Annotated in this window: 14 protein-coding genes and 1 tRNA gene; 7 read left to right on the forward strand and 8 right to left on the reverse strand. The window is 65.1% G+C overall.

The window, feature by feature from the left end; genetic code table 11:
- The 3 genes from trpB to HH800_RS04985 form a co-directional block, all read right to left on the reverse strand.
- Positions 1 to 1,254, reverse strand: coding sequence for a tryptophan synthase subunit beta (gene trpB / locus HH800_RS04975; protein WP_169860361.1), 1,254 nt, complete (start codon positions 1,252 to 1,254; stop codon positions 1 to 3).
- A gap of 96 nt (positions 1,255 to 1,350) precedes the next feature.
- Positions 1,351 to 1,995, reverse strand: a complete 645-nt coding sequence (locus HH800_RS04980) for a phosphoribosylanthranilate isomerase (protein ID WP_169860362.1) — start codon at positions 1,993 to 1,995, stop codon at positions 1,351 to 1,353.
- Between the two features lie 38 nt (positions 1,996 to 2,033).
- Positions 2,034 to 2,885 (reverse strand): lysophospholipid acyltransferase family protein, encoded by an 852-nt coding sequence (locus tag HH800_RS04985; protein ID WP_169863243.1) that lies wholly within the window; start codon positions 2,883 to 2,885, stop codon positions 2,034 to 2,036.
- 65 nt (positions 2,886 to 2,950) lie between these two features.
- Here HH800_RS04985 and HH800_RS04990 point away from each other — a divergent pair, with 65 nt between their 5' ends.
- On the forward strand, positions 2,951 to 4,066 hold the full coding sequence (locus HH800_RS04990) for a glycosyltransferase (protein WP_169863244.1): 1,116 nt from the start codon (positions 2,951 to 2,953) through the stop codon (positions 4,064 to 4,066).
- A 44-nt stretch (positions 4,067 to 4,110) separates the two neighbouring features.
- Here HH800_RS04990 and HH800_RS04995 read toward each other — a convergent pair whose 3' ends face one another.
- Together HH800_RS04995 and gyrA are read right to left on the reverse strand one after the other, a co-directional pair.
- The gene (locus tag HH800_RS04995; protein WP_010336100.1) at positions 4,111 to 4,458 is read right to left on the reverse strand and encodes a DUF952 domain-containing protein; all 348 of its coding nucleotides are present in this window, start codon (positions 4,456 to 4,458) and stop codon (positions 4,111 to 4,113) included.
- The gene (gene gyrA, locus HH800_RS05000; protein WP_169860363.1) at positions 4,455 to 7,190 is read right to left on the reverse strand and encodes a DNA gyrase subunit A; all 2,736 of its coding nucleotides are present in this window, start codon (positions 7,188 to 7,190) and stop codon (positions 4,455 to 4,457) included. Before gyrA ends, HH800_RS04995 begins: the two co-directional genes overlap by 4 nt.
- Before the next feature lie 276 nt (positions 7,191 to 7,466).
- On the opposite strand from gyrA, the gene HH800_RS05005 reads away from it, so the two are divergent.
- Both HH800_RS05005 and HH800_RS05010 read left to right on the forward strand, forming a co-directional pair.
- Positions 7,467 to 8,738 (forward strand): hypothetical protein, encoded by a 1,272-nt coding sequence (locus HH800_RS05005; RefSeq protein ID WP_169860364.1) that lies wholly within the window; start codon positions 7,467 to 7,469, stop codon positions 8,736 to 8,738.
- Positions 8,739 to 8,844: 106 nt separating this feature from the next.
- Positions 8,845 to 10,122, forward strand: coding sequence for a tetratricopeptide repeat protein (locus HH800_RS05010; protein ID WP_169860365.1), 1,278 nt, complete (start codon positions 8,845 to 8,847; stop codon positions 10,120 to 10,122).
- Positions 10,123 to 10,216: 94 nt separating this feature from the next.
- Here HH800_RS05010 and HH800_RS05015 read toward each other — a convergent pair whose 3' ends face one another.
- On the reverse strand, positions 10,217 to 10,690 hold the full coding sequence (locus HH800_RS05015) for an Lrp/AsnC family transcriptional regulator (RefSeq protein WP_004207648.1): 474 nt from the start codon (positions 10,688 to 10,690) through the stop codon (positions 10,217 to 10,219).
- A 200-nt stretch (positions 10,691 to 10,890) separates the two neighbouring features.
- Between HH800_RS05015 and HH800_RS05020 the strand changes: the two genes are divergently transcribed.
- The 4 genes from HH800_RS05020 (at position 10,891) to HH800_RS05035 (ending at position 14,290) form a co-directional block, all read left to right on the forward strand.
- Positions 10,891 to 12,624, forward strand: a complete 1,734-nt coding sequence (locus HH800_RS05020) for a sensor histidine kinase (protein ID WP_169860366.1) — start codon at positions 10,891 to 10,893, stop codon at positions 12,622 to 12,624.
- A gap of 73 nt (positions 12,625 to 12,697) precedes the next feature.
- Complete coding sequence (locus HH800_RS05025; RefSeq protein ID WP_169860367.1) at positions 12,698 to 13,738, forward strand: polysaccharide deacetylase family protein; 1,041 nt, start codon at positions 12,698 to 12,700, stop codon at positions 13,736 to 13,738.
- A gap of 26 nt (positions 13,739 to 13,764) precedes the next feature.
- A tRNA-Ile gene (locus tag HH800_RS05030) sits at positions 13,765 to 13,840 on the forward strand.
- 279 nt (positions 13,841 to 14,119) lie between these two features.
- Positions 14,120 to 14,290 (forward strand): hypothetical protein, encoded by a 171-nt coding sequence (locus HH800_RS05035; RefSeq protein WP_168708713.1) that lies wholly within the window; start codon positions 14,120 to 14,122, stop codon positions 14,288 to 14,290.
- Here the strand turns inward: HH800_RS05035 and HH800_RS05040 are convergent.
- Positions 14,267 to 15,394, reverse strand: coding sequence for a Ca2+-dependent phosphoinositide-specific phospholipase C (locus tag HH800_RS05040; RefSeq protein ID WP_169860368.1), 1,128 nt, complete (start codon positions 15,392 to 15,394; stop codon positions 14,267 to 14,269). The two genes, HH800_RS05035 and HH800_RS05040, sit on opposite strands and share 24 nt — an antisense overlap.
- Positions 15,394 to 18,060: a TonB-dependent receptor gene (locus HH800_RS05045; protein ID WP_155737993.1), complete on the reverse strand. Its 2,667-nt coding sequence runs from the start codon at positions 18,058 to 18,060 to the stop codon at positions 15,394 to 15,396. Before HH800_RS05045 ends, HH800_RS05040 begins: the two co-directional genes overlap by 1 nt.
- Between the last annotated feature and the right edge of the window lie 60 nt (positions 18,061 to 18,120).

The following is an 18,120-nucleotide window of genomic DNA, read 5'->3' on the forward strand; positions in this document are numbered from 1 at the left end:
TCACATCTCCACTCCCAGCGCGTCGGCGACGGTGAAGATATCCTTGTCCCCCCGGCCTGACAGATTGACGACGATGACCTTGTCCGCGTCCAGCGTCGGCGCGACCTGTTCGGCGGCGGCCACGGCATGGGCGGATTCGAGCGCGGGGATGATGCCTTCGAGGCGGGAGAGGGTCTGGAAGCTTTCCAGCGCCTCATCATCCTTGATCGGCAGATATTTCACCCGGCCGATCTCGTGCAGCCAGCTATGTTCCGGGCCGATGCCGGGATAGTCCAGGCCAGCGGAAATGCTGTGCGCTTCGGTGATCTGGCCATCCTCGTCCTGGAGCAGATAGGTGCGGTTGCCGTGCAATATGCCCGATGCGCCGCCAGCCAGCGACGCGGCATGCTTCTTGTCAAGGCCTTCGCCGGCCGCTTCCACGCCGATCATCGCGACTTCGGGATCGTCGAGGAAGGGATGGAACATGCCGATGGCGTTGGAACCGCCACCCACCGGGGCGATCAGCATGTCGGGCAGGCGACCTTCAGCCTCCATGATCTGCGAGCGGATTTCCTTGCCGATGATGGACTGGAAATCGCGCACCAGCTCGGGATAGGGGTGCGGGCCGGCGGCGGTGCCGATGATGTAGAAAGTGTCATGGACGTTCGACACCCAATAGCGCAGGGCGTCGTTCATCGAATCCTTGAGCGTCGAGGAGCCGGAATGGACCGGGATCACCTCTGCGCCGAGCAGCTTCATGCGGAAGACGTTCGGCTTCTGCCGCTCGACATCCTTGGCGCCCATGAAGATCTTGCATTCCATGCCGAACAGGGCGGCGACGGTCGCGGTGGCGACGCCATGCTGGCCCGCGCCGGTTTCGGCGATGACCTTCTTCTTGCCCATGCGGCGGGCGAGCAGCGCCTGGCCGATGCAATTGTTGATCTTGTGCGCGCCGGTGTGATTGAGTTCCTCGCGCTTGAGGTAGATCTTGGCACCCTTGCCCGGCTCGGCCTTGGCGCGCAGCGCTTCGGTCAGCCGCTCGGCATAATAAAGCGGGTTGGGGCGGCCGACATAGGAGCGCAGCAGCTCGGCATATTCGGCGTGAAATTCGGGATCGGCCTTGGCCGCCTTGTAGACCTTTTCCAGCTCCAGGATCAGTGGCATCAGCGTTTCGGCGACATAGCGGCCGCCAAAGGCGCCGAAATGGCCATTATCGTCCGGCTGAGTCCTCAGGCTATTGGGGAGGCTGTTGGGCAGGGTGATGGTGTCGGTCATGAATATCTTTCCGGGGACAAATGATGGGCGTTCGCTTGTGGTCAGGAAGCGATCAGCGCCATCGTCCTTCGATGCGCATGGCAGGGGCGTTCAGCGTCAACATGCCGACACCGCTTTGCAGAAGGCCATGATCTTGTCCACACTCTTGATGCCCGGTGCATCCTCGACGCCCGAAGAAACGTCGATCAGCGGCGTGTCGGTCAGGCGGCTCGCATCGCACACATTGTCGATGCCAAGGCCACCCGAAAGCCCCCAGGGTGCGGGCATGGCGACGCCGCGCAGCAAGGTCCAGTCGAAGCGCAGGCCCATGCCGCCGGGCAGCGCCGCGCCATCGGGTGTCTTCGCGTCGAACAGCAGCCGGTCGACCGTGCCGGCATAGGCCTGGGCCGCGTCGATATCGGCGCGGGTCTTGACCGAAATCGCCTTCCACACCGGCAGGCCGAAACGCTGGCGGATGGCGGCGACCCGCTCCGGGCTTTCCTTGCCATGGAGTTGCAGGGCGCTGAGTGCGCCGGTGCCGGTCAGGCGGGCAAGCTGTTCGTCATCGGCATCGACGACCACGGCGACGCGATCGACATGGGTCGGGACGGCCGCAGCGAGCGCGCGCATCTGGTCGGGTTCGACATGGCGCGGGCTTTTGGGGAAATGGACGAAGCCGACATGGCTCGCCCCCGCCTGCACGGCGGCACCCACCGTCTCCGGCGTCGACAGGCCGCAGATCTTGATCGCGATTCGGGACATGGGCGGGCCTTTAGACCGTAAGGGAAGGGAAGTCACATTCAGACAGGCTGGGTCAGGTCCATGTCGTGCAGCGCCAGCCACTGGTCGGCATGGTCGATGCAGGCCCGACCCAGGAAGCGATCCAGGACAGCGACGATCTCCGCATCGCTCATCGTCCGGGGATCGAGCGGCGGATGCCAGTGCAGCGCGAAATGCGGGCCGCTGGTGCGGACCAGATAGAAGGGCAGGAATTGCGCCCCGACCTTGCGCGCGAGGCGCAGCGCGATCGAGAGATTGCCCGATGGTTCGAGCGCGCGGCCGAAGGTTGGGAACCAGACCTGTCGGTCGCGTCGTTCGTCAGCCAGGATATAGAGGGTGGCCCGGTCCTTCTGGGTCAGATGCTTGAGCACGCCGCGTGCCGCGCCATCGCCGCCGATCGCCTCGCCCATATAGCTGGATCGCGCCTTCTTGAGCTGGGCGGCGATCCGGGGATCTTCGGGATCTTCATAGACGCCAAGGCCAGGTCGGTCGGTCGACCATTTGATATGGGCGGCGAGCAGATCCCAATTGCCGATATGGCAGGTGAAGGCGATCATCGGGCCGGGACCGTCCAGCACCGCCTGATAGGCTGGCTGGTCGATGACGGTCACATGGTCGGCATTCACCAGCCGGTCGATATTGGCGAGTTCCGCCAGCGTGCGGCCGACATTCACCCACCGCCGGGTCAGGATCGCTTCGCGTTCCGCCTGCGGCAGGTCGGGCCGCAGCAGCGCCAGATTGGCGCGGGCGCGGGCGTCGCGCAGCTTCATTCGGGGCCGGGCGACATGCGCCGACAGCCAGCCGCCCAGCCAGGAGGCGAGGCTGGCGGGAAGCAGACGGAGCAGGGTGAAGAGAAAGGGGTTGGAGAGCATGGTCCTGCCCGTCATACAGGAGCCGTTGAGGCGGTAAAGAGCCGCGAAGGGGGCTGGTGGTGACGATGATGCTGGCGCTGTGGCTGCTGCTCCAGGCGCTGAGCCTGATGGGCGTGGTCAATTATTGGCGTCATCTGCCGGCGGACCGGCAGGAGGAGGCGCCCGACGGCGCGGTCATGATCATGTCGGTGCGCGATGACTGGGAAGGTGGCAGCGAACTTGTCACCCGGTTGAAGGCGCAGAGTGCGTCGTTCCGACTGCTGCTCGCGACCTCCGGCGCCTGTGCAGCGGCGGAGGCGCTGGCTGCCGCCGAGCCGGATTGGGTGCAGATCGTGCGCGCCGGCGTGGCGCGCGACGAGGGGCAGAAGGTCCACAAGCTGCGGGCGGCGCTCAAGGCGCTGCGCGACGCGGATCGTTACCTGTTCTTCATCGATGCGGATATCGAGCCGCCGGCGCGGCTGGCCGGGCGGCTGCTGTTTCCGCTGGTGCGAGGCAAGGCGGATATCGTGACGGGCTATCGGCTGCTGCTGCCGGCCGGGCAGGGCATGCCGGCACTGGTCGGCGCGGTCGAACTGCAACTGGCGACGCTGCCGCGCGCGGCCAGTTCCACCATGCCCTGGGGCGGCGCGATGGCGATGACGCGGGCAGCGGCCGAGCGGATCGATATCGACGCGGCGCTGGCCGGGCGCCTGTCCGACGACATGGCGATCGGGCTGGCTGGCTGGCGCGCGAAGCTGCGGATGCGGCCGGTGCGCGACCTGCTGGTGGCAAGCCCGCTGGATGGGGGGCTTGGTGCGCTCTGGAGTTTTGGCGTGCGTCAATATCGCCATATCCTCACCAACAGCCCGCGCATGTGGGCGGTGGCGACCGGCGCGGTCGCGCTGCAATCGGGTTTCTGGCTCTGGGCGCTGGGCTGGGGCGGCTGGCCGGCGATCGCGATCGGCTATGGCGCGGCCTGGGGCCGAGCGACGGCGCGGCGGCGGATATTGGCGGCCGTGCTGGAGCCGGCGCAGGCGGCGCGGGCGCGACGATCGCTCTGGTGGGACATGGTGACGCCCTTTGCCGTCTGCTGGGCGCATCTGGCGGTGCAGCTACAGGCTGCCACATCCAATCGCATCCACTGGGGTGGCTGGACCTATCGCGTCGTGCGTGGCCGGGTGGTGGAGATGGGGCGGGGGTAGCTCCATTCCTCCCCGAGGCTGGCTCGGGAAGGAAGGGGAATGGATCAGAACCCGGCCGGGAACAGGTGGTTGCCGGCGTCGTCGAGGCGCAGGATCACCTTGCCGGCGACGGCGCTGATCGGCAGGTCGCCATAGAGATGGGGGAAGAGGGCGCCGCCGCGCGACACTTCCCATTTGATCGCCTCGCCAAAGGGGGCGAGGTCGATCATCAGCATCACCAGCCGATCCTGTCCCGCGAAATGCTTGGCCGCCGTTTCGGCCGCCTGATCGCGCGTGGACATGTGGATATAGCCGTCCTGCAGGTCGATCGGCGCGCCCTTGAACACGCCGTCGGCCTTGAACTGGTCATATTGCTCGGCGGTCAGGATCTTGTAGGCGAACAGCTCGCTCACGCTTCGCCACCCTCGCTGCCAGTTTCCGGGGCCGCTTCGGGCGCGCCCTCGACGGAGCCTTCTACCGCTGCCTCGGCATTGTCATCTTCGCCGTCCTCGATCCGGGCGGTGGACACGACATGCTCGTCCTTGGCGACGTTGAACAGGCGCACGCCGGCCGAGTTGCGGCCGATGACGCGCATCGACGACAGGCCCATGCGGATCAGCTTGGCCTGATCGGTCACGAGCATCAGATGATCCTCATGCGCGACCGGGAAGCTGCCGACGACCAGGCCGTTGCGGGCGATATTGTCGATATTGGTGATGCCCTGGCCACCGCGACCGGTGCGGCGATAATCATAGGCCGAACTGATCTTGCCATAGCCATTGGCGCAGACAGTCAGGATGAACTGTTCCGCCTGGGCAAAGGCGGCCATGCGTTCGGCGTTGTTGATCGCCGGGGTCGCTTCATTTTCCTTCCAGGGGGCGGCGCGCAGATAGTCGTCGCGTTCCTCGGTCGTCGCGTCGAAGCCCTTGAGGATCGAGAGCGAGATGACCTCGTCGCCGTCCTTGAGCGTCATGCCGCGCACGCCGGTCGAGGTGCGGCTCTGGAATTCGCGCACGTCGGTGGCGGCGAATCGGATCGCGCGGCCCTGGCGGGTGGCGAGCAGCACGTCATCCTCTTCGGTCAGCAGGGCGACGCCGATCAGGCGATCGTCGCTGCCTTCATCGAAGCGCATCGCGAGCTTGCCGTTGCTGGGCACATTGGCGAAGGCGTCCATGCTGTTGCGGCGCACGGTGCCGTTCGCGGTGGCGAACATGACGTGCAGTTCCTTCCAGCTTTCCTCGTCCTCGGGCAGAGGCAGCACGGTCTGGATGGTTTCGCCCGGTGCCAGCGGCAGCAGGTTGATCATCGGCCGGCCGCGGGTGGCGGGGCCGCCCTCGGGCAGGCGCCAGACCTTGAGGCGATAGACCTTGCCCGCGGTCGAGAAGAACAGCACCGGCGTGTGCGTCGAGGTGACGAACAGTTCAGTGACGGCATCCTCATCCTTGGTCGCCATGCCCGAACGGCCCTTGCCGCCACGGCCCTGGGCGCGGAAGCTCTCCAGCGGGGTACGCTTGATATAGCCCTGCACGGTGACGGTGACGACCATCTCCTCGCGCTCGATCAGATCCTCGTCATCGATGCCGTCGGCGGCAGGGGCGATGACCGACACGCGCGGCGTGGCAAATTCGCTCTCGATCGCCTCAAACTCTTCGCGCATCACGGCGTAGAGCTTCACCCGGTCACCCAGGATGGCGAGATATTCGGCGATGGCTTCGGCCAGTTCGGCCAGTTCCTTGCCGATTTCGTCACGGCCGAGCGCGGTCAGGCGATGCAGGCGCAGGTCGAGGATGGCGCGGACCTGCACGTCGCTGAGCTTGTAGCTCTCTCCGCTGACTTCGGTCTCGATCGCCTCGACCAGGGCGAGATAGGGCGCGATCTCGCCGATCGGCCATTCGCGCGCCAGCAGCGATTCGCGGGCAGCGGCCGGGCTGGCCGAACCGCGGATGATCTTCACCACCTCGTCGAGATTGGTGACCGCGACGACCAGGCCCAGCAAGATATGGGCGCGGTCGCGCGCCTTGTTCAGCTCGAACTTGGTGCGGCGGGTGATGACCTCTTCGCGGAACTTGACGAAGGCTTCGATGATGTCGCGCAGGCCGAGCAGTTCCGGGCGGCCGCCACGGATCGCCAGCATGTTGGCGGGAAAGCTCGACTGGGCCGGGGTGTTGCGCCACAGCTGGTTGAGGACGACGTCCGGGGTGGCGTCGCGCTTCAGGTCCATGACGATGCGCACGCCTTCGCGGCTCGATTCGTCACGAATGTCGCTGATGCCCTCGATCCGCTTGTCCTTGGCGGCTTCGGCGATCTTTTCGACCAGGCCGCTCTTGCCGACCTGATAGGGGATGGAGGTGAGGACGATCGAGCGGCGATCGCCGCGGCCTTCCTCCACCTCGTGCCGGGCGCGCATCAGGATCGAGCCGCGACCGGTATGATAGGCGTTGCGGGCGCCCGACTGGCCCAGGATCAGCGGCGCGGTCGGGAAATCGGGGCCGGGGACGATCTGGATCAGCTCGTCGGTCGAGATTGCCGGGTTCTCGATATAGGCAAGGCAGGCGCGCAGCACTTCGCCCAGATTATGCGGCGGAATGTTGGTCGCCATGCCGACGGCGATGCCGCCCGCGCCGTTGACCAGCAGGTTCGGGAAGCGGGCGGGCAGCACCTGCGGCTCGCTTTCCGACGCGTCATAGTTGGGCGTGAAATCGACGGTGTCCTTGTCGAGATCTTCCAGCAGCGCGGTCGCGACCTTGGCCAGGCGCGCTTCGGTGTAACGCATGGCGGCTGGCGGATCGGGATCCATCGAACCGAAGTTCCCCTGACCGTCGATCAGCGGCACGCGCATCGACCAGTCCTGGGTCATGCGGGCCAATGCGTCGTAGATCGAGCTGTCGCCATGGGGGTGATATTTACCCATGACTTCACCGACCAGACGGGCCGACTTGCGATAGGGGCGGTTGTAGACGAAGCCCGATTCCTGGGCCGAGAAGAGAATGCGGCGATGCACCGGCTTCAGGCCGTCGCGCACGTCCGGCAGGGCGCGGGAGACGATCACGGACATGGCATAGTCGAGATAGCTCGACTTCATCTCATCAACGATGCTGATGGGGCTGATGTCCGAAGGGTCGGCGAGGACGGTCTCGTCGGTCAAGGCGATTCTCTTTTTGGATGGGTGTGATGCGTTGTCCGACCACTAGCCGAGCGAAACAAATCTGTCACCCCTCGCGCGCGCCCGCGCGCCCGCATGTGCAGCCAAGGCGGTGATTGGCGGGCGCGAAGAAAAGCGGAACGAAGCGGCAGCATGACAGTTGCAAAATGCGCGGATATAGGCTTGTTCAAAGCCCGTTCACGCGCCGACCCCTAATCGGCGTTCAACCCGGATGTCGCCTGTGGTCCCCCTGTCAGGCGCGAAAAGGAGATGAGGATCATGCGTTTTGTTACCCCGCTGTCGCTCGCGCTGGCTCTGGCGCTGACCGGCGGCGCCGTTTCGGCTCCCGCCTCCGCCGCGAAGAAGGAAGAAAAGCCGGCCGGCCGCAAGCTGAACGTGTCGCCAGAAGTGCTCAAGTCGCTCCAGGCGGCCCAGAAGGCGTCCGATGCCCAGGATTTCGCCGGTGCCAAGACGGCGCTGACCGAGGCTGACGGCAAGGCGGCGTCGAACGACGACAAGTATCAGATCGGCGCGATCAAGCTGAACACCGGCATCCAGAGCAAGGATGATGCGCTGAAGATGGAAGGCCTCAACCAGATGCTCGACAGCGGCCTGACCCCGCCCGAGCAGACCGGCCAGTTCAACATGGTGGCGGCCGATGCGGCTCTCGCCCAGAAGAATTACGACGTCGCGATTTCGCGTGGCCAGGCGGCGCTGGCTGCCGGCTACAAGGCGGAACAGGTCAACCCGACCATCGCCCAGGCCTATTTCGGCAAGGCCGGCACCGGCAATGCCTCGGCCGAGCCGGCGCGTGGCTTCAACCAGCAGGGCCTCGCTGCGCTGAAGGCGGCGGCGGACGCGACCAAGGCGTCGGGCCAGCCCGTGCCGGCGCAATGGTATCAGATCGGCGTCAGCCGTGCGGCTGCCGCGCGCCTGCCGGAAGTCACCGATTGGGCCAAGTGGGTCTATGCCGCCAATCCGAGCGGTGAAAATCTGCGCACGCTGATCCGCCTGTTCCAGCAGGCGAACCCGAACATCACCAACCGCGAAAATCTGGACGTGCTGCGCCTGATGTCGGCGGCCAAGGGTCTGGTGGTCGCTGCCGACTTCACCGAACTGGCCGAAATGGCGTCGAAGACGGGTATCTATGGCGAGGTCAAGTCGACGATCGACGCCGGCCGCGCCAAGGGCGTGCTGAACGCCAGCCAGGCGGGCGACATCTATCAGGCCGCCGTGGGCCGCATTCCGGGCGACAAGTCGTCGCTGGGTGCCGCCGAAGCGGATGCCGGCAAGGCCGCCAATGGCAAGGTCGCGGCTGCGACCGGCGACGCCTATCTGGGCTATGGCGACTATGCCAAGGCGGCGGCGATGTTCGAACTGGCCAAGCAGAAGGGCGGCGTCGACGCCGACGAGATCAACACCCGCCTGGGCATTGCCAAGACCATGGGTGGCGACAATGCCGGCGCCAAGTCGGCGTTCGAGGCAGTCCAGGGCGGTGCGCGCAAGCAGATCGCCGATCTGTGGCTGACCTATCTGGGCACCAAGGCCTGAATCTAGTATAAGGCGCGCAGATCGTCGCTGGTTCGGCGGTCGGTGCGCCTTCATTTTTTTGAATGACCGGCCGGGGGCCGGGATATTGCAGTGGGGGAGGCCTGTCATGGCCAAGCGGAATCCTGTTTTTCTGACTATCGGACTGCCGGTCGTGCTGGCCGGCGCCATGCTGGCGACGCCGGCTGCGGCCAAGAAGAAGATCGTGGTGGCAGGGCCGCCGATCGAGATGTCCGACGCCTTTCGCGCCGATGTGCAGGCCGCCGAAACCGCGATCAAGGCGCGTGACGCGTCGACCGCCAATCTGCGCATCGCCGCGCTCAATCCGACCACCGACATGGAAGCTTATGCCGCGGCCGGCCTGCGCTTCGAGGTGGCGGTGCTGCGCCGGGACATCCAGGCCCAGCGGATCGCGCTGACCGACATGTTCAAGACCAGTTCGGTGCCCAAGGCGGACGCGCCGCGCCTGCGCTTCATCGCCGGCTATCTGTCCTATATGGTCGCGAACTATACCGATGCGGTGGCGCAGCTCGATTATGCCAAGACGCTGGGCTATTCGGGCATCGACGCCACCATGCTGCGCGCCGACATTGCGATGCGCAAGAACAAGTCCAAGGAAGCCCGCGCCTATGTGCAGGAGGCGCTGGCGCAGCAGAAGGCATCGGGCCAGCCGATCCCGGCCGCCTGGTATGACCGCGCTATCTCCATGGCCTATCAGGCCAATGACTGGGATGAGGTGAGCAGCCTCTATCGCGAGCGGCTGGAAGTCTATCCGTCGACCCCGGAATGGCGTTCGGCGCTGACCAACTATCTGGCCGGCCAGGAAAGCGACCCGCAGGTCCAGCTGGACCTCTATCGCCTGCAGGCCGCCAATGGCGCCATGGCGAGCGAGCGCGATTACCAGACCTATGCCCAGCTGGCCGAGAAGACCGGCAATTTTGCCGAAGCCAAGGCGATCATCGAGGCGGGCCGTTCGGCCGGCAAGCTGACGACCAGCCAGGCGACCACGGCACAGCTGCTGAAGGCGGTGACGCCCAAGGCGACCAAGGATATCGCCGCCATGCCCGCGCTGGCGAAGAAGGCCGCGGCGGCGAGCGATGGCAAGGCGGCGCTGAATGCGGCCGACGGCTATTTCTCGCTCGGTCAATATCCGCAGGCGGTGGAACAGTATCGGCTGGCGCTGAGCAAGGGCGGAGTCGATCAGGGCCATGCCAATGCGCGCCTGGGCATCGCGCTGGCCCGTTCGGGCGATCTGGCCGGTGGCAAGACCACGCTGGCCCAGGTGACCAGTGGCAACTGGAGCAATGTCGCCGGCTTCTGGTCGGTCTGGGTCGATCTGCAGAACCGCAAGTCGGCGCAGCAGGGCACGGCCCAGACGGCCAGCTGATCGCTGTGCGACATGACAGAAAAAGGGCCGGTCCCCCTGCGGGGCCGGCCCTTTTTCGTTGTGCCTGCGTGCCGGCTGTCGCGGGCTTGCCGGATCAGACCGGCAACGGGACGCCGGGCAGATTCTTCGACGTGCGGATCGTCAGCGACGTCTTGACGCTCACCACATTGGGCGCCGGCGTCAGCTTCGACGTCAGGAATTGCTGGAAGCTCTGCAGATCGCGCGCGACCACCTTCAGGATGAAGTCGATCTCGCCGTTCAGCATATGGCATTCGCGCACTTCGGGCAGGGCGTCGACATGGTCCTGGAACGCCTTGAGATCGGCCTCGGCCTGGCTCTTGAGGCTGACCATCGCGAACACGGTGATGGTGTAGCCCAGCATCGCCGGATCGACCACGGCATGATAGGCGGTGATGGCGCCGGCTTCCTCCAGCGCGCGGACGCGGCGCAGGCACGGCGGTGCCGTCAGCCCGACCTTCCGCGCCAGATCCACATTGGTCATCCTGCCATTGTCCTGCAATTCGCCCAGGATCTGCAGGTCGATGTCGTCGATATTGGGCCCCGCCATCAGATTGATTATTTCCTTACCTGTTACTGCGGGCGCATCATAATAATATTTCAGCGCAATGCAATTGTCCCACTATGCGACGCTCATATTGTGCGTCGAAATCACGCTTTCGCTTTGGGTAAGGACTGCTTATCGGTTAGGATGTAACGAACAGCGATGCGGGCATGCCGCCTGTTACCGCTTGAATATGGGGACTTTGGTTGCGCTTCAACGACATCATGCAAACCGTGCTGGCTGCTGACGATCGCAGCGGCGTGGGCGCGGTGACGCTGTGGCGGCAATGCGTCGACCTGCTGGCGCAGCATGATCGCTATGATCGTCCCCCCATGGACGCACCCGATCGCGAGGCTCTGCTCGGCCGATTGGCCCAGTTGCGGCCGCAACTGTCTGAAATGCAGCGAATCGCGACCGTCGTCGAACTGGGTGGCCGGCTGCGTTCGGCCAGCCTGATCCGCTTCTTTGCCGGTGACCGTCCGGCGATCGCCGGCGCGGCGATGGCACGCGCCCGCCTGTCCGATCCGCTGTGGGCTGCACTGCTGCCGCATCTCAGCCCCACGGCGCGCGGTGTGCTGCGCGGCCGTCGCGACATCGGCCCCGAAACGCGGCAGGGGCTCGAAGCGTTTGGCCCGACCGACCTGGTGCTGACCAGCGGCACGAGCGTCCGCGAAGCCGACATGCTGTTGACCGCGGACATGGCGCTCGCGGCCGAGCCCGTGGTCGAGCCGGAAGTTGCGCCGCAGCCGGTGGCCGAACCTGGCCCCGACCAGATCCGCAACCTGGTCGACCGCATCGCGCGCTTCACCAGCACCCGGCGCCCGCCCGAAGAGACGCCGCCGCAGGACATCATCGTCGCGCCGGTGACGCAGCCCGCGCTGCGCGCCGAACAGCCGCATTTCTTCGCGTTCGAGACGGATTCGACCGGCGTGCTGGTCTGGGTGGACCAGGGACCGCGTGCCGCGCTGGTCGGCCTGTCGCTCGGCGAAATCGCGCTGGAAGGGGCGAGCGGTCCCGATGGCCATGTCGCCGGCGCCTTCCAGCGCCGCAGCGGCTTCCAGAATGGCCGCTTCACCATCATCGGCGGGATGATGGCAGGCGAATGGCGCCTGTCGGCAACCCCCTTCTTCGATCCGCGGTCCGGCCGGTTCCAGGGCTATCGCGGCCAGGCACGGCGCCCCTATCTGCACGAAGTGGCGACGACGCCGTCGGGACCGGTGACGATCGCCGGCCTGTCGGCGGATTCGCTGCGCCAGCTGGTGCATGAACTGCGCACGCCGCTGAACGCGATCCTGGGCTTTGCCGAGATTATCGAACAGGAATTGTTCGGCCCGGCCGGCGTCGAATATCGCGAGATGGCCGGCAATATCGCGGTTGATGCGCGCCATTTGCTGGCGGCGTTTGACGATCTGGATCTGGCGGCGAAGGTGTCGCGCGGCGATGGTATCGGTGCGCCGCAGACGATCGATCCGGCATTGTTGGTGATGCAGGTCGCGGCCCGTTTCCGCGACCAGGATGGCCGGGCGGTGACGCCGATCGACATCGCCGTGTCGCAGGATCTGCCGCAGATCAGCATCGATCCGGTGCAGGGCGAGCGCATGGTGCAGCATCTGCTGCGCACGCTGATTTCGGTCGCGCCCGAGGGCGAGGCGGTAACGGGCGCCTGCTGGTTCCAGCCTGATGGCGCGTCGGGCAAGGTGGTGCTGGCGATTGATCGCCCGTCGACGCTGAGCGGCATGGACGAGGCGCATCTGCTCGATCCGGGCTATACGCCGGAGGGCGACTGGGCCGACGGACCGTTGCTGGGGCTGGGCTTCTCGCTGCGTCTGATCCGCAGCCTGGCGGCCGGTTGCGGCGGCAGCCTGGATGTCGGCCCGGACCGTTTCCTGCTGCGCATCCCGGTCGACGGGATGGAAGAGGATGTCGTTGGCAATGGCTGATTTTCGGGCTGGTCGGGCGCGGGCTTGACCGGAACGAAACCCTATCGCAACCATTGCGGGATAGGGAAGGGCGATGCAATCAGCTCATCATCATGACGGCAATCTGCTTCGGGCGCCGCTGCCCGAGGACATGATTGCGCTTCCTGCCGCGTTCGGCACCCGTTTCATGCTGTTCGTCGATACCGAGGAGGAGTTCGACTGGAACGCCCCCTTCCGCCGGGAAGGCCATGGGGTGACGGCGCTGGCCGGCATGGCGCGCGGTCAGGCCTATTTTGCGGCGGCCGGGGTGAAGCCCGTCTATGTGACCGACTATCCGGTGGTGGACAGCGATGCGGCCGCCGGGATGATGGGGGCGTGGGTGGCTGCGGGCGAGGCCGATGTCGGCGCGCATCTCCACCCCTGGGTCAATCCGCCCCATGTCGAGGATGTGAATGCCGCCAATTCCTATGTCGGTTCGCTGCCCGAGGCGGTGGAGGCAGCCAAGCTGGAGGCGCTGTGCCGGCGGATCGAGGATCGCTTCGGTCAGCGGCCGATCGCCTATCGGGCGGGGCGCTATGGCGTCGGCCCCAACAGTGCGCGGCTGCTGGAGGCGGCAGGCTTTCGCCTCGATACATCGGTGCGCAGCCGGTTCGATTACAGCCATCAGCATGGCCCCGATTTCCATGGCCTGCCGCAAAATCCCTATTGGGCGGGGCCGACCCGCAGCCTGGTCGAATTGCCCTTGTCGACGGCGATCACCGGCCTGTTGCGGGGCGGGGGCGAGGGGCTTTATCGCGCGACCCAGGCGATGGGGCCGCTGGCCGGTGCGCTGGCGCGGGCGCGGATGCTTTCGCGCGTGCCGCTGACGCCCGAAGGCATCACCGCAGCCGAAGCGACGGCGGCGATCGACGCGCTGATCGAGGAAGGCGTGCGCGTCCTTAATTTCAGTTTCCATTCGCCCACGCTGGAGCCGGGCCACACGCCCTATGTCCGTGACGAGTCCGATCGCACCGCCTTTTACGGCTGGTGGGATAGGGTGCTGAGCCATCTGGCGCGGCGCGGCGTGGCGGCGGTCAGCCTGGATCAGTTGCTGGATGCCATTCCGGCGCGCGGGAAGGCTTGCCAAGCCGCCTGATGCTCCTTATCGCCGCGTTCAAGGTGGGGCCTGTAGCTCAATGGTTAGAGCTGGCCGCTCATAACGGCTAGGTTGCGGGTTCGAGTCCTGCCGGGCCCACCATCGTCTCTAAGCTGTTGAAAGGCTTGGAAAACGTTGAAAGATAAGGACTTTTTGCGGACGTCTGTTACATCTGTAACAGTTATCGAAGTATCCAGTCCTATTTCGCTAATGGCGGCGCAGTTTCTTATTTTCGGCGGATTGTGCCCGATAAAAAGCGCGCCACCCTCGGTAAGCATGAAATCATGCTGTTCCTGTGGGCTAAGGATAAAGAGGAAGCCAAACGGCTCATCTCGAAGAAATCCTCAAATCCGACGCGCTGTTTGCCAGTGAAAGTCGAGCATGAACGGGGTGCTCTACAAGCAACGCAGCCGCATCGAGCGCATGCGCGGCCACCGCAAGATCAACTGCGCCACCGCCAGATACTGGCTCAAATTTGTCCAGGACGCCGGGCATCATGAGTCTATGCGCGACACCGAAGGTGATAAATCAGTCAGCGCAAACGCAAGGTAGGGCCGCGCACCCCGCCGCAATGCGGACCGGATTGCACCGCGCCATTACGCCTTCCGGCAGCGTCACCGAAAAGCTTCGGCGCAACGGATCGGGCGCACCGGGATAATAGTCCGTGCTGACCGCCTGGGCGCCGCTGGCCATGGCCGCCCGTGCCTTGCGATGATCGCCGGCGCGTGCCTCCACCGTATTGGCATCGGTCCGCGTGCGCACGATGACGCCCTGCTTCACCCATGCGCTGATCTTGGCACCATCGACCAGCGGATCCTGCACGATCTGGATCGCGGATTCGGGCTGATCGTCGGGATACCAGCCGAACATCGCCCGCCCCGCCAGCGAAGCATGGCCATCGCGATAGACGTTGGAGACCGCATCGCGCACGTCGAGCATGATGTAGATGCGGCCTCGCGCGGCATCCAGGCTGGGCCATCCATGGGTGCGCACCGCATCGCGCAGCGTCCTGGCCTTGCCGCGCACCTCATCGGGAGTGATGAGCCGCCTGCCCGGCAGGACGGATCGGATTTCGGCATCGAGCGCATCCAGCAGCCCCTTGTCGTCCAGTCCGATCGGATTGCTGATCCCCGGTCGGTTCGACGATGTGTCGGCCGCATTGATGGTGATCATGATCGGCAGGTGATCAGGGTGCGCGCGTGACCAGCGATCGACCTCGGCCAGGCATTGGATCAGCGCCGGGCAGGTGCTGAGATAGTCGACATCGGGAATGTGGAACGTCTTGAAGCCCGGCTTCAGCATCGCCTGACGGTCGAACCCGGTCTGTTCGCCGGCCTCCCGCGCCCATTGCTCGCCCTTGGGATCGGCATAGCGGCCGCCCTGCGGGTCGGCGAAGATGTCGAGTTCAAGCTGGCGAACGCCGGCATCCAGCTGCTGGGTGAGCGGCAGATGATAATAGTCCAGCCCATCGGCGAGCCGCGGCTCGATCGCTCTGATCCTGGCCATGACCGCCGCGGGTATCCGTGCCTTGAAGCTGTTATGCGATCCCACCACCTGGATATCGTTCATGGCCCGGGGGGCCGCCGCGCCGACCAGGGTCAGCGCGGCGGTGGCGAGAGCGATGGCAGGGGCGATGGCTGGTCCGATCCCGCGCATCAGAATTCGGTCCGGATGCCGAACAGGAAGGTGCGGCCATAATATTGGATCTCGTTGAACCGCTCCTTGATGCCATTGTAGGAATAGGCCCTGGCCCCGGCGAGGTTGATCGCCTCCAGGCTGACCAGCGTCTTGGGCAGCACCCGGATGGACAGGTTGCCGTCGAGCGATCCGAACGGCGCCACATAGGATTCGGTCTGGGTCGTGCTGCCATTGCCGGACAGATATTCGCCGCGCCATACATAGGACAGGCGTGCCGAAATCGGTCCCTTGTCGTAGAAGCCGACAAGATTGTAGCTGTCCTTCGACAGGCCGATCAACTGATCGACGATCGGCCGCGCACCGGCGGTATAGTTCGATTCCACTTCGGTATGGGTGTAGGACGCCTGGAACCCCAGGCCATCGAACGGGGCCGGCAGGAAATCGAAAACCTGGTTATAGGCCGCCTCGATGCCATAGACCTTGGCCGTACCGCCATTGACCTGGGTGCTCAGCAGCACCGTGCCACGCCCCGGAATCTCGGTGTTGACGTTCTGCGCGGTGATATAATCGTCCATCTTCTTGTAGAAGAGCGCGCCGGTCAGCGACGCATTGGGACGGAAATACCATTCCAGCGAACCGTCGAACTGCGTCGCCAGGAACGGCTTGAGGTCCGGGTTGCCGCCGCTCGCGGTCGGGGCATCGGTCGACACGCTGATCTGCGGCGCGGTCTGGGTCATGTTTGGGCGGGTCAGCACCCGGCTGGCCGCCAGGCGGCCGATCAGGCTGGGCGTCAGTTCGGCGCGCAGGTTGAAGCTGGGCAGCCAGTTGTTGAACGTCTTGGGGAAGCTTGCCGGGGTCGGCGTGGTGCCCAGCGTCAGCGTGCCGCTCGCCACCTGGTCGGTGTGGACATAGCGCAGGCCGACATTGCCGGTGATGCCCACGCTGCCCAGATCGAAGCCATAATCCGCGCGGACATAGCCACCAAGGATCTTTTCCGTGACGACATAGGAAGCGCGCATGTCGCCCGCCGTCAGCGGCGCGTTGGCGATCGCGTCGGTGAACAGCGTGTCATAGAAGGCGCTGGTGATGGGCGTTGCCCAGTTGCGCGGGAAATTGCCCGGAATGTTCGAGAAGGCATCATCGAAGGGCAGTGCTTCATAGCCGCCCGGCACGACCTGCGAGATTGGCGGGTTGCCGGTGATGTTCACGGTGAAGTCGCGGCGCCAATAGTCGCGCTTGCGCCAATGATATTCGCCACCGGCCTGGATCTTGGTGATGAAGCCGTTGAGGTCGCGGCCCACGTCAAGGCGGGCATAAGTGTCCCAGTCCTTGCTGTTCTTGGGGGCGATGTTGAACGGATAATAGATGTAATTGGCCGGATTGCTGACGTCGACCGGCGTGCTGAGCGTCGGCGCGACCTTGTACCCGCCCGACGCGTCATAGGTCAGCGGCGCGATGATCTGCATGCGGCTGCGCACCGTGCCTTCGGCATAGCTGGGGTGGAAGCTATGGGCATAGGACCAGTTGGCATTGGCCGAAACATGCCAGTCGCCCGGATTCCACACCTGCTTCAGGCCGACATTGATCAGGTCGTGGCGGTTGAGGCTATATTCGCGCGAGGCCATGAAGCGGACATTGTTGATCGTCGCCTTGGTGACCGTATTACCGTCCAGCGTCACCGACCCCGGCACCAGATAGGTGCCCGGATCGTCGGGATAGATGTCGAGACCGAACTCGTCATATTCGACGTCCAGCCGCGTCAGCGACACGTCCAGCGTCGTTTCCAGTTCGTCCGAAGGGCGCCACTGCGCCGAGATCAGGCCCGAAAGACGCTTGCGGTCTTCGGTTTCGATCGTGGGACGGGTGCGGGTCGGCGTGTAATAGCCGGCAGGCAGATATTCGGCGCCCGCAACCGGATTGGCGGGCTGCACGAATTTGTTCAGGTTCCAGCCGGTATTGTAGAAACGGTCGTTGCGCACCGACTTGGCCCAATATTGGGCGCCGACCAGGAAGCCGAACTGATCGTCCCTGGTCTTGAAGCTGGTCAGCACGGTGGCGTTCGGCCGCACCTTGTCGGTCATGCTGGTATAGGTGCCGCGCAGATTCACCGTGGTCTTGTTGCCCACGTCCAGCGGGTGGAAGGTCTTGACGTCGATATTGCCGCCCAGCGCGCCCTCGGTCATGTCGGCGGTCGGCGTCTTGACGACGTCGATCTGCGACACGAATTCGGCCGGCAGCATCTCGAAACGGAACTGGCGCCCGGCTGCACCGCCATTTTCGATGAGGTCGTTGATCGCGACGGTGCGACCGTTGACCAGCGTGCTCTGGAATTGCGGACCAAGGCCACGGACGCTGACATACAGGCCTTCGCCGCGCGGACGGGTGATCGCGACACCGGTGATAAGCTGCAACGCTTCGGCGACATTCTGGGTCGGGAACTTGCCGATGTCGGTGGATGCGATGGAATCGACGCCATAGGCGGCCTTGCGCTTCGTCTCGGTCGCGGCCGCCAGGCTGCGGGCATAGGTGCCGGTGACGACGATTGCGCCATCGTCCTGCCCATCGGCAGGTACAGCCTGATCGGCAGCCGGTGCAACGCTTTGCGCCTGGACCGGCGACGACAGGACCAGCGCAAAAATGGCGAGCGGAAGCGGCGCGCAAAGCATGCGCGATGAACGTGACATGTGGTGGTTCTCCCCAAGGCTCCAAGGCCGACGGGGCGCGGTTAGGCCGTTGTTATTGCA

The sequence above is a fragment of the Sphingobium yanoikuyae genome (genome assembly GCF_013001025.1).
Taxonomy (GTDB): Bacteria; Pseudomonadota; Alphaproteobacteria; order Sphingomonadales; family Sphingomonadaceae; genus Sphingobium; species Sphingobium yanoikuyae_A.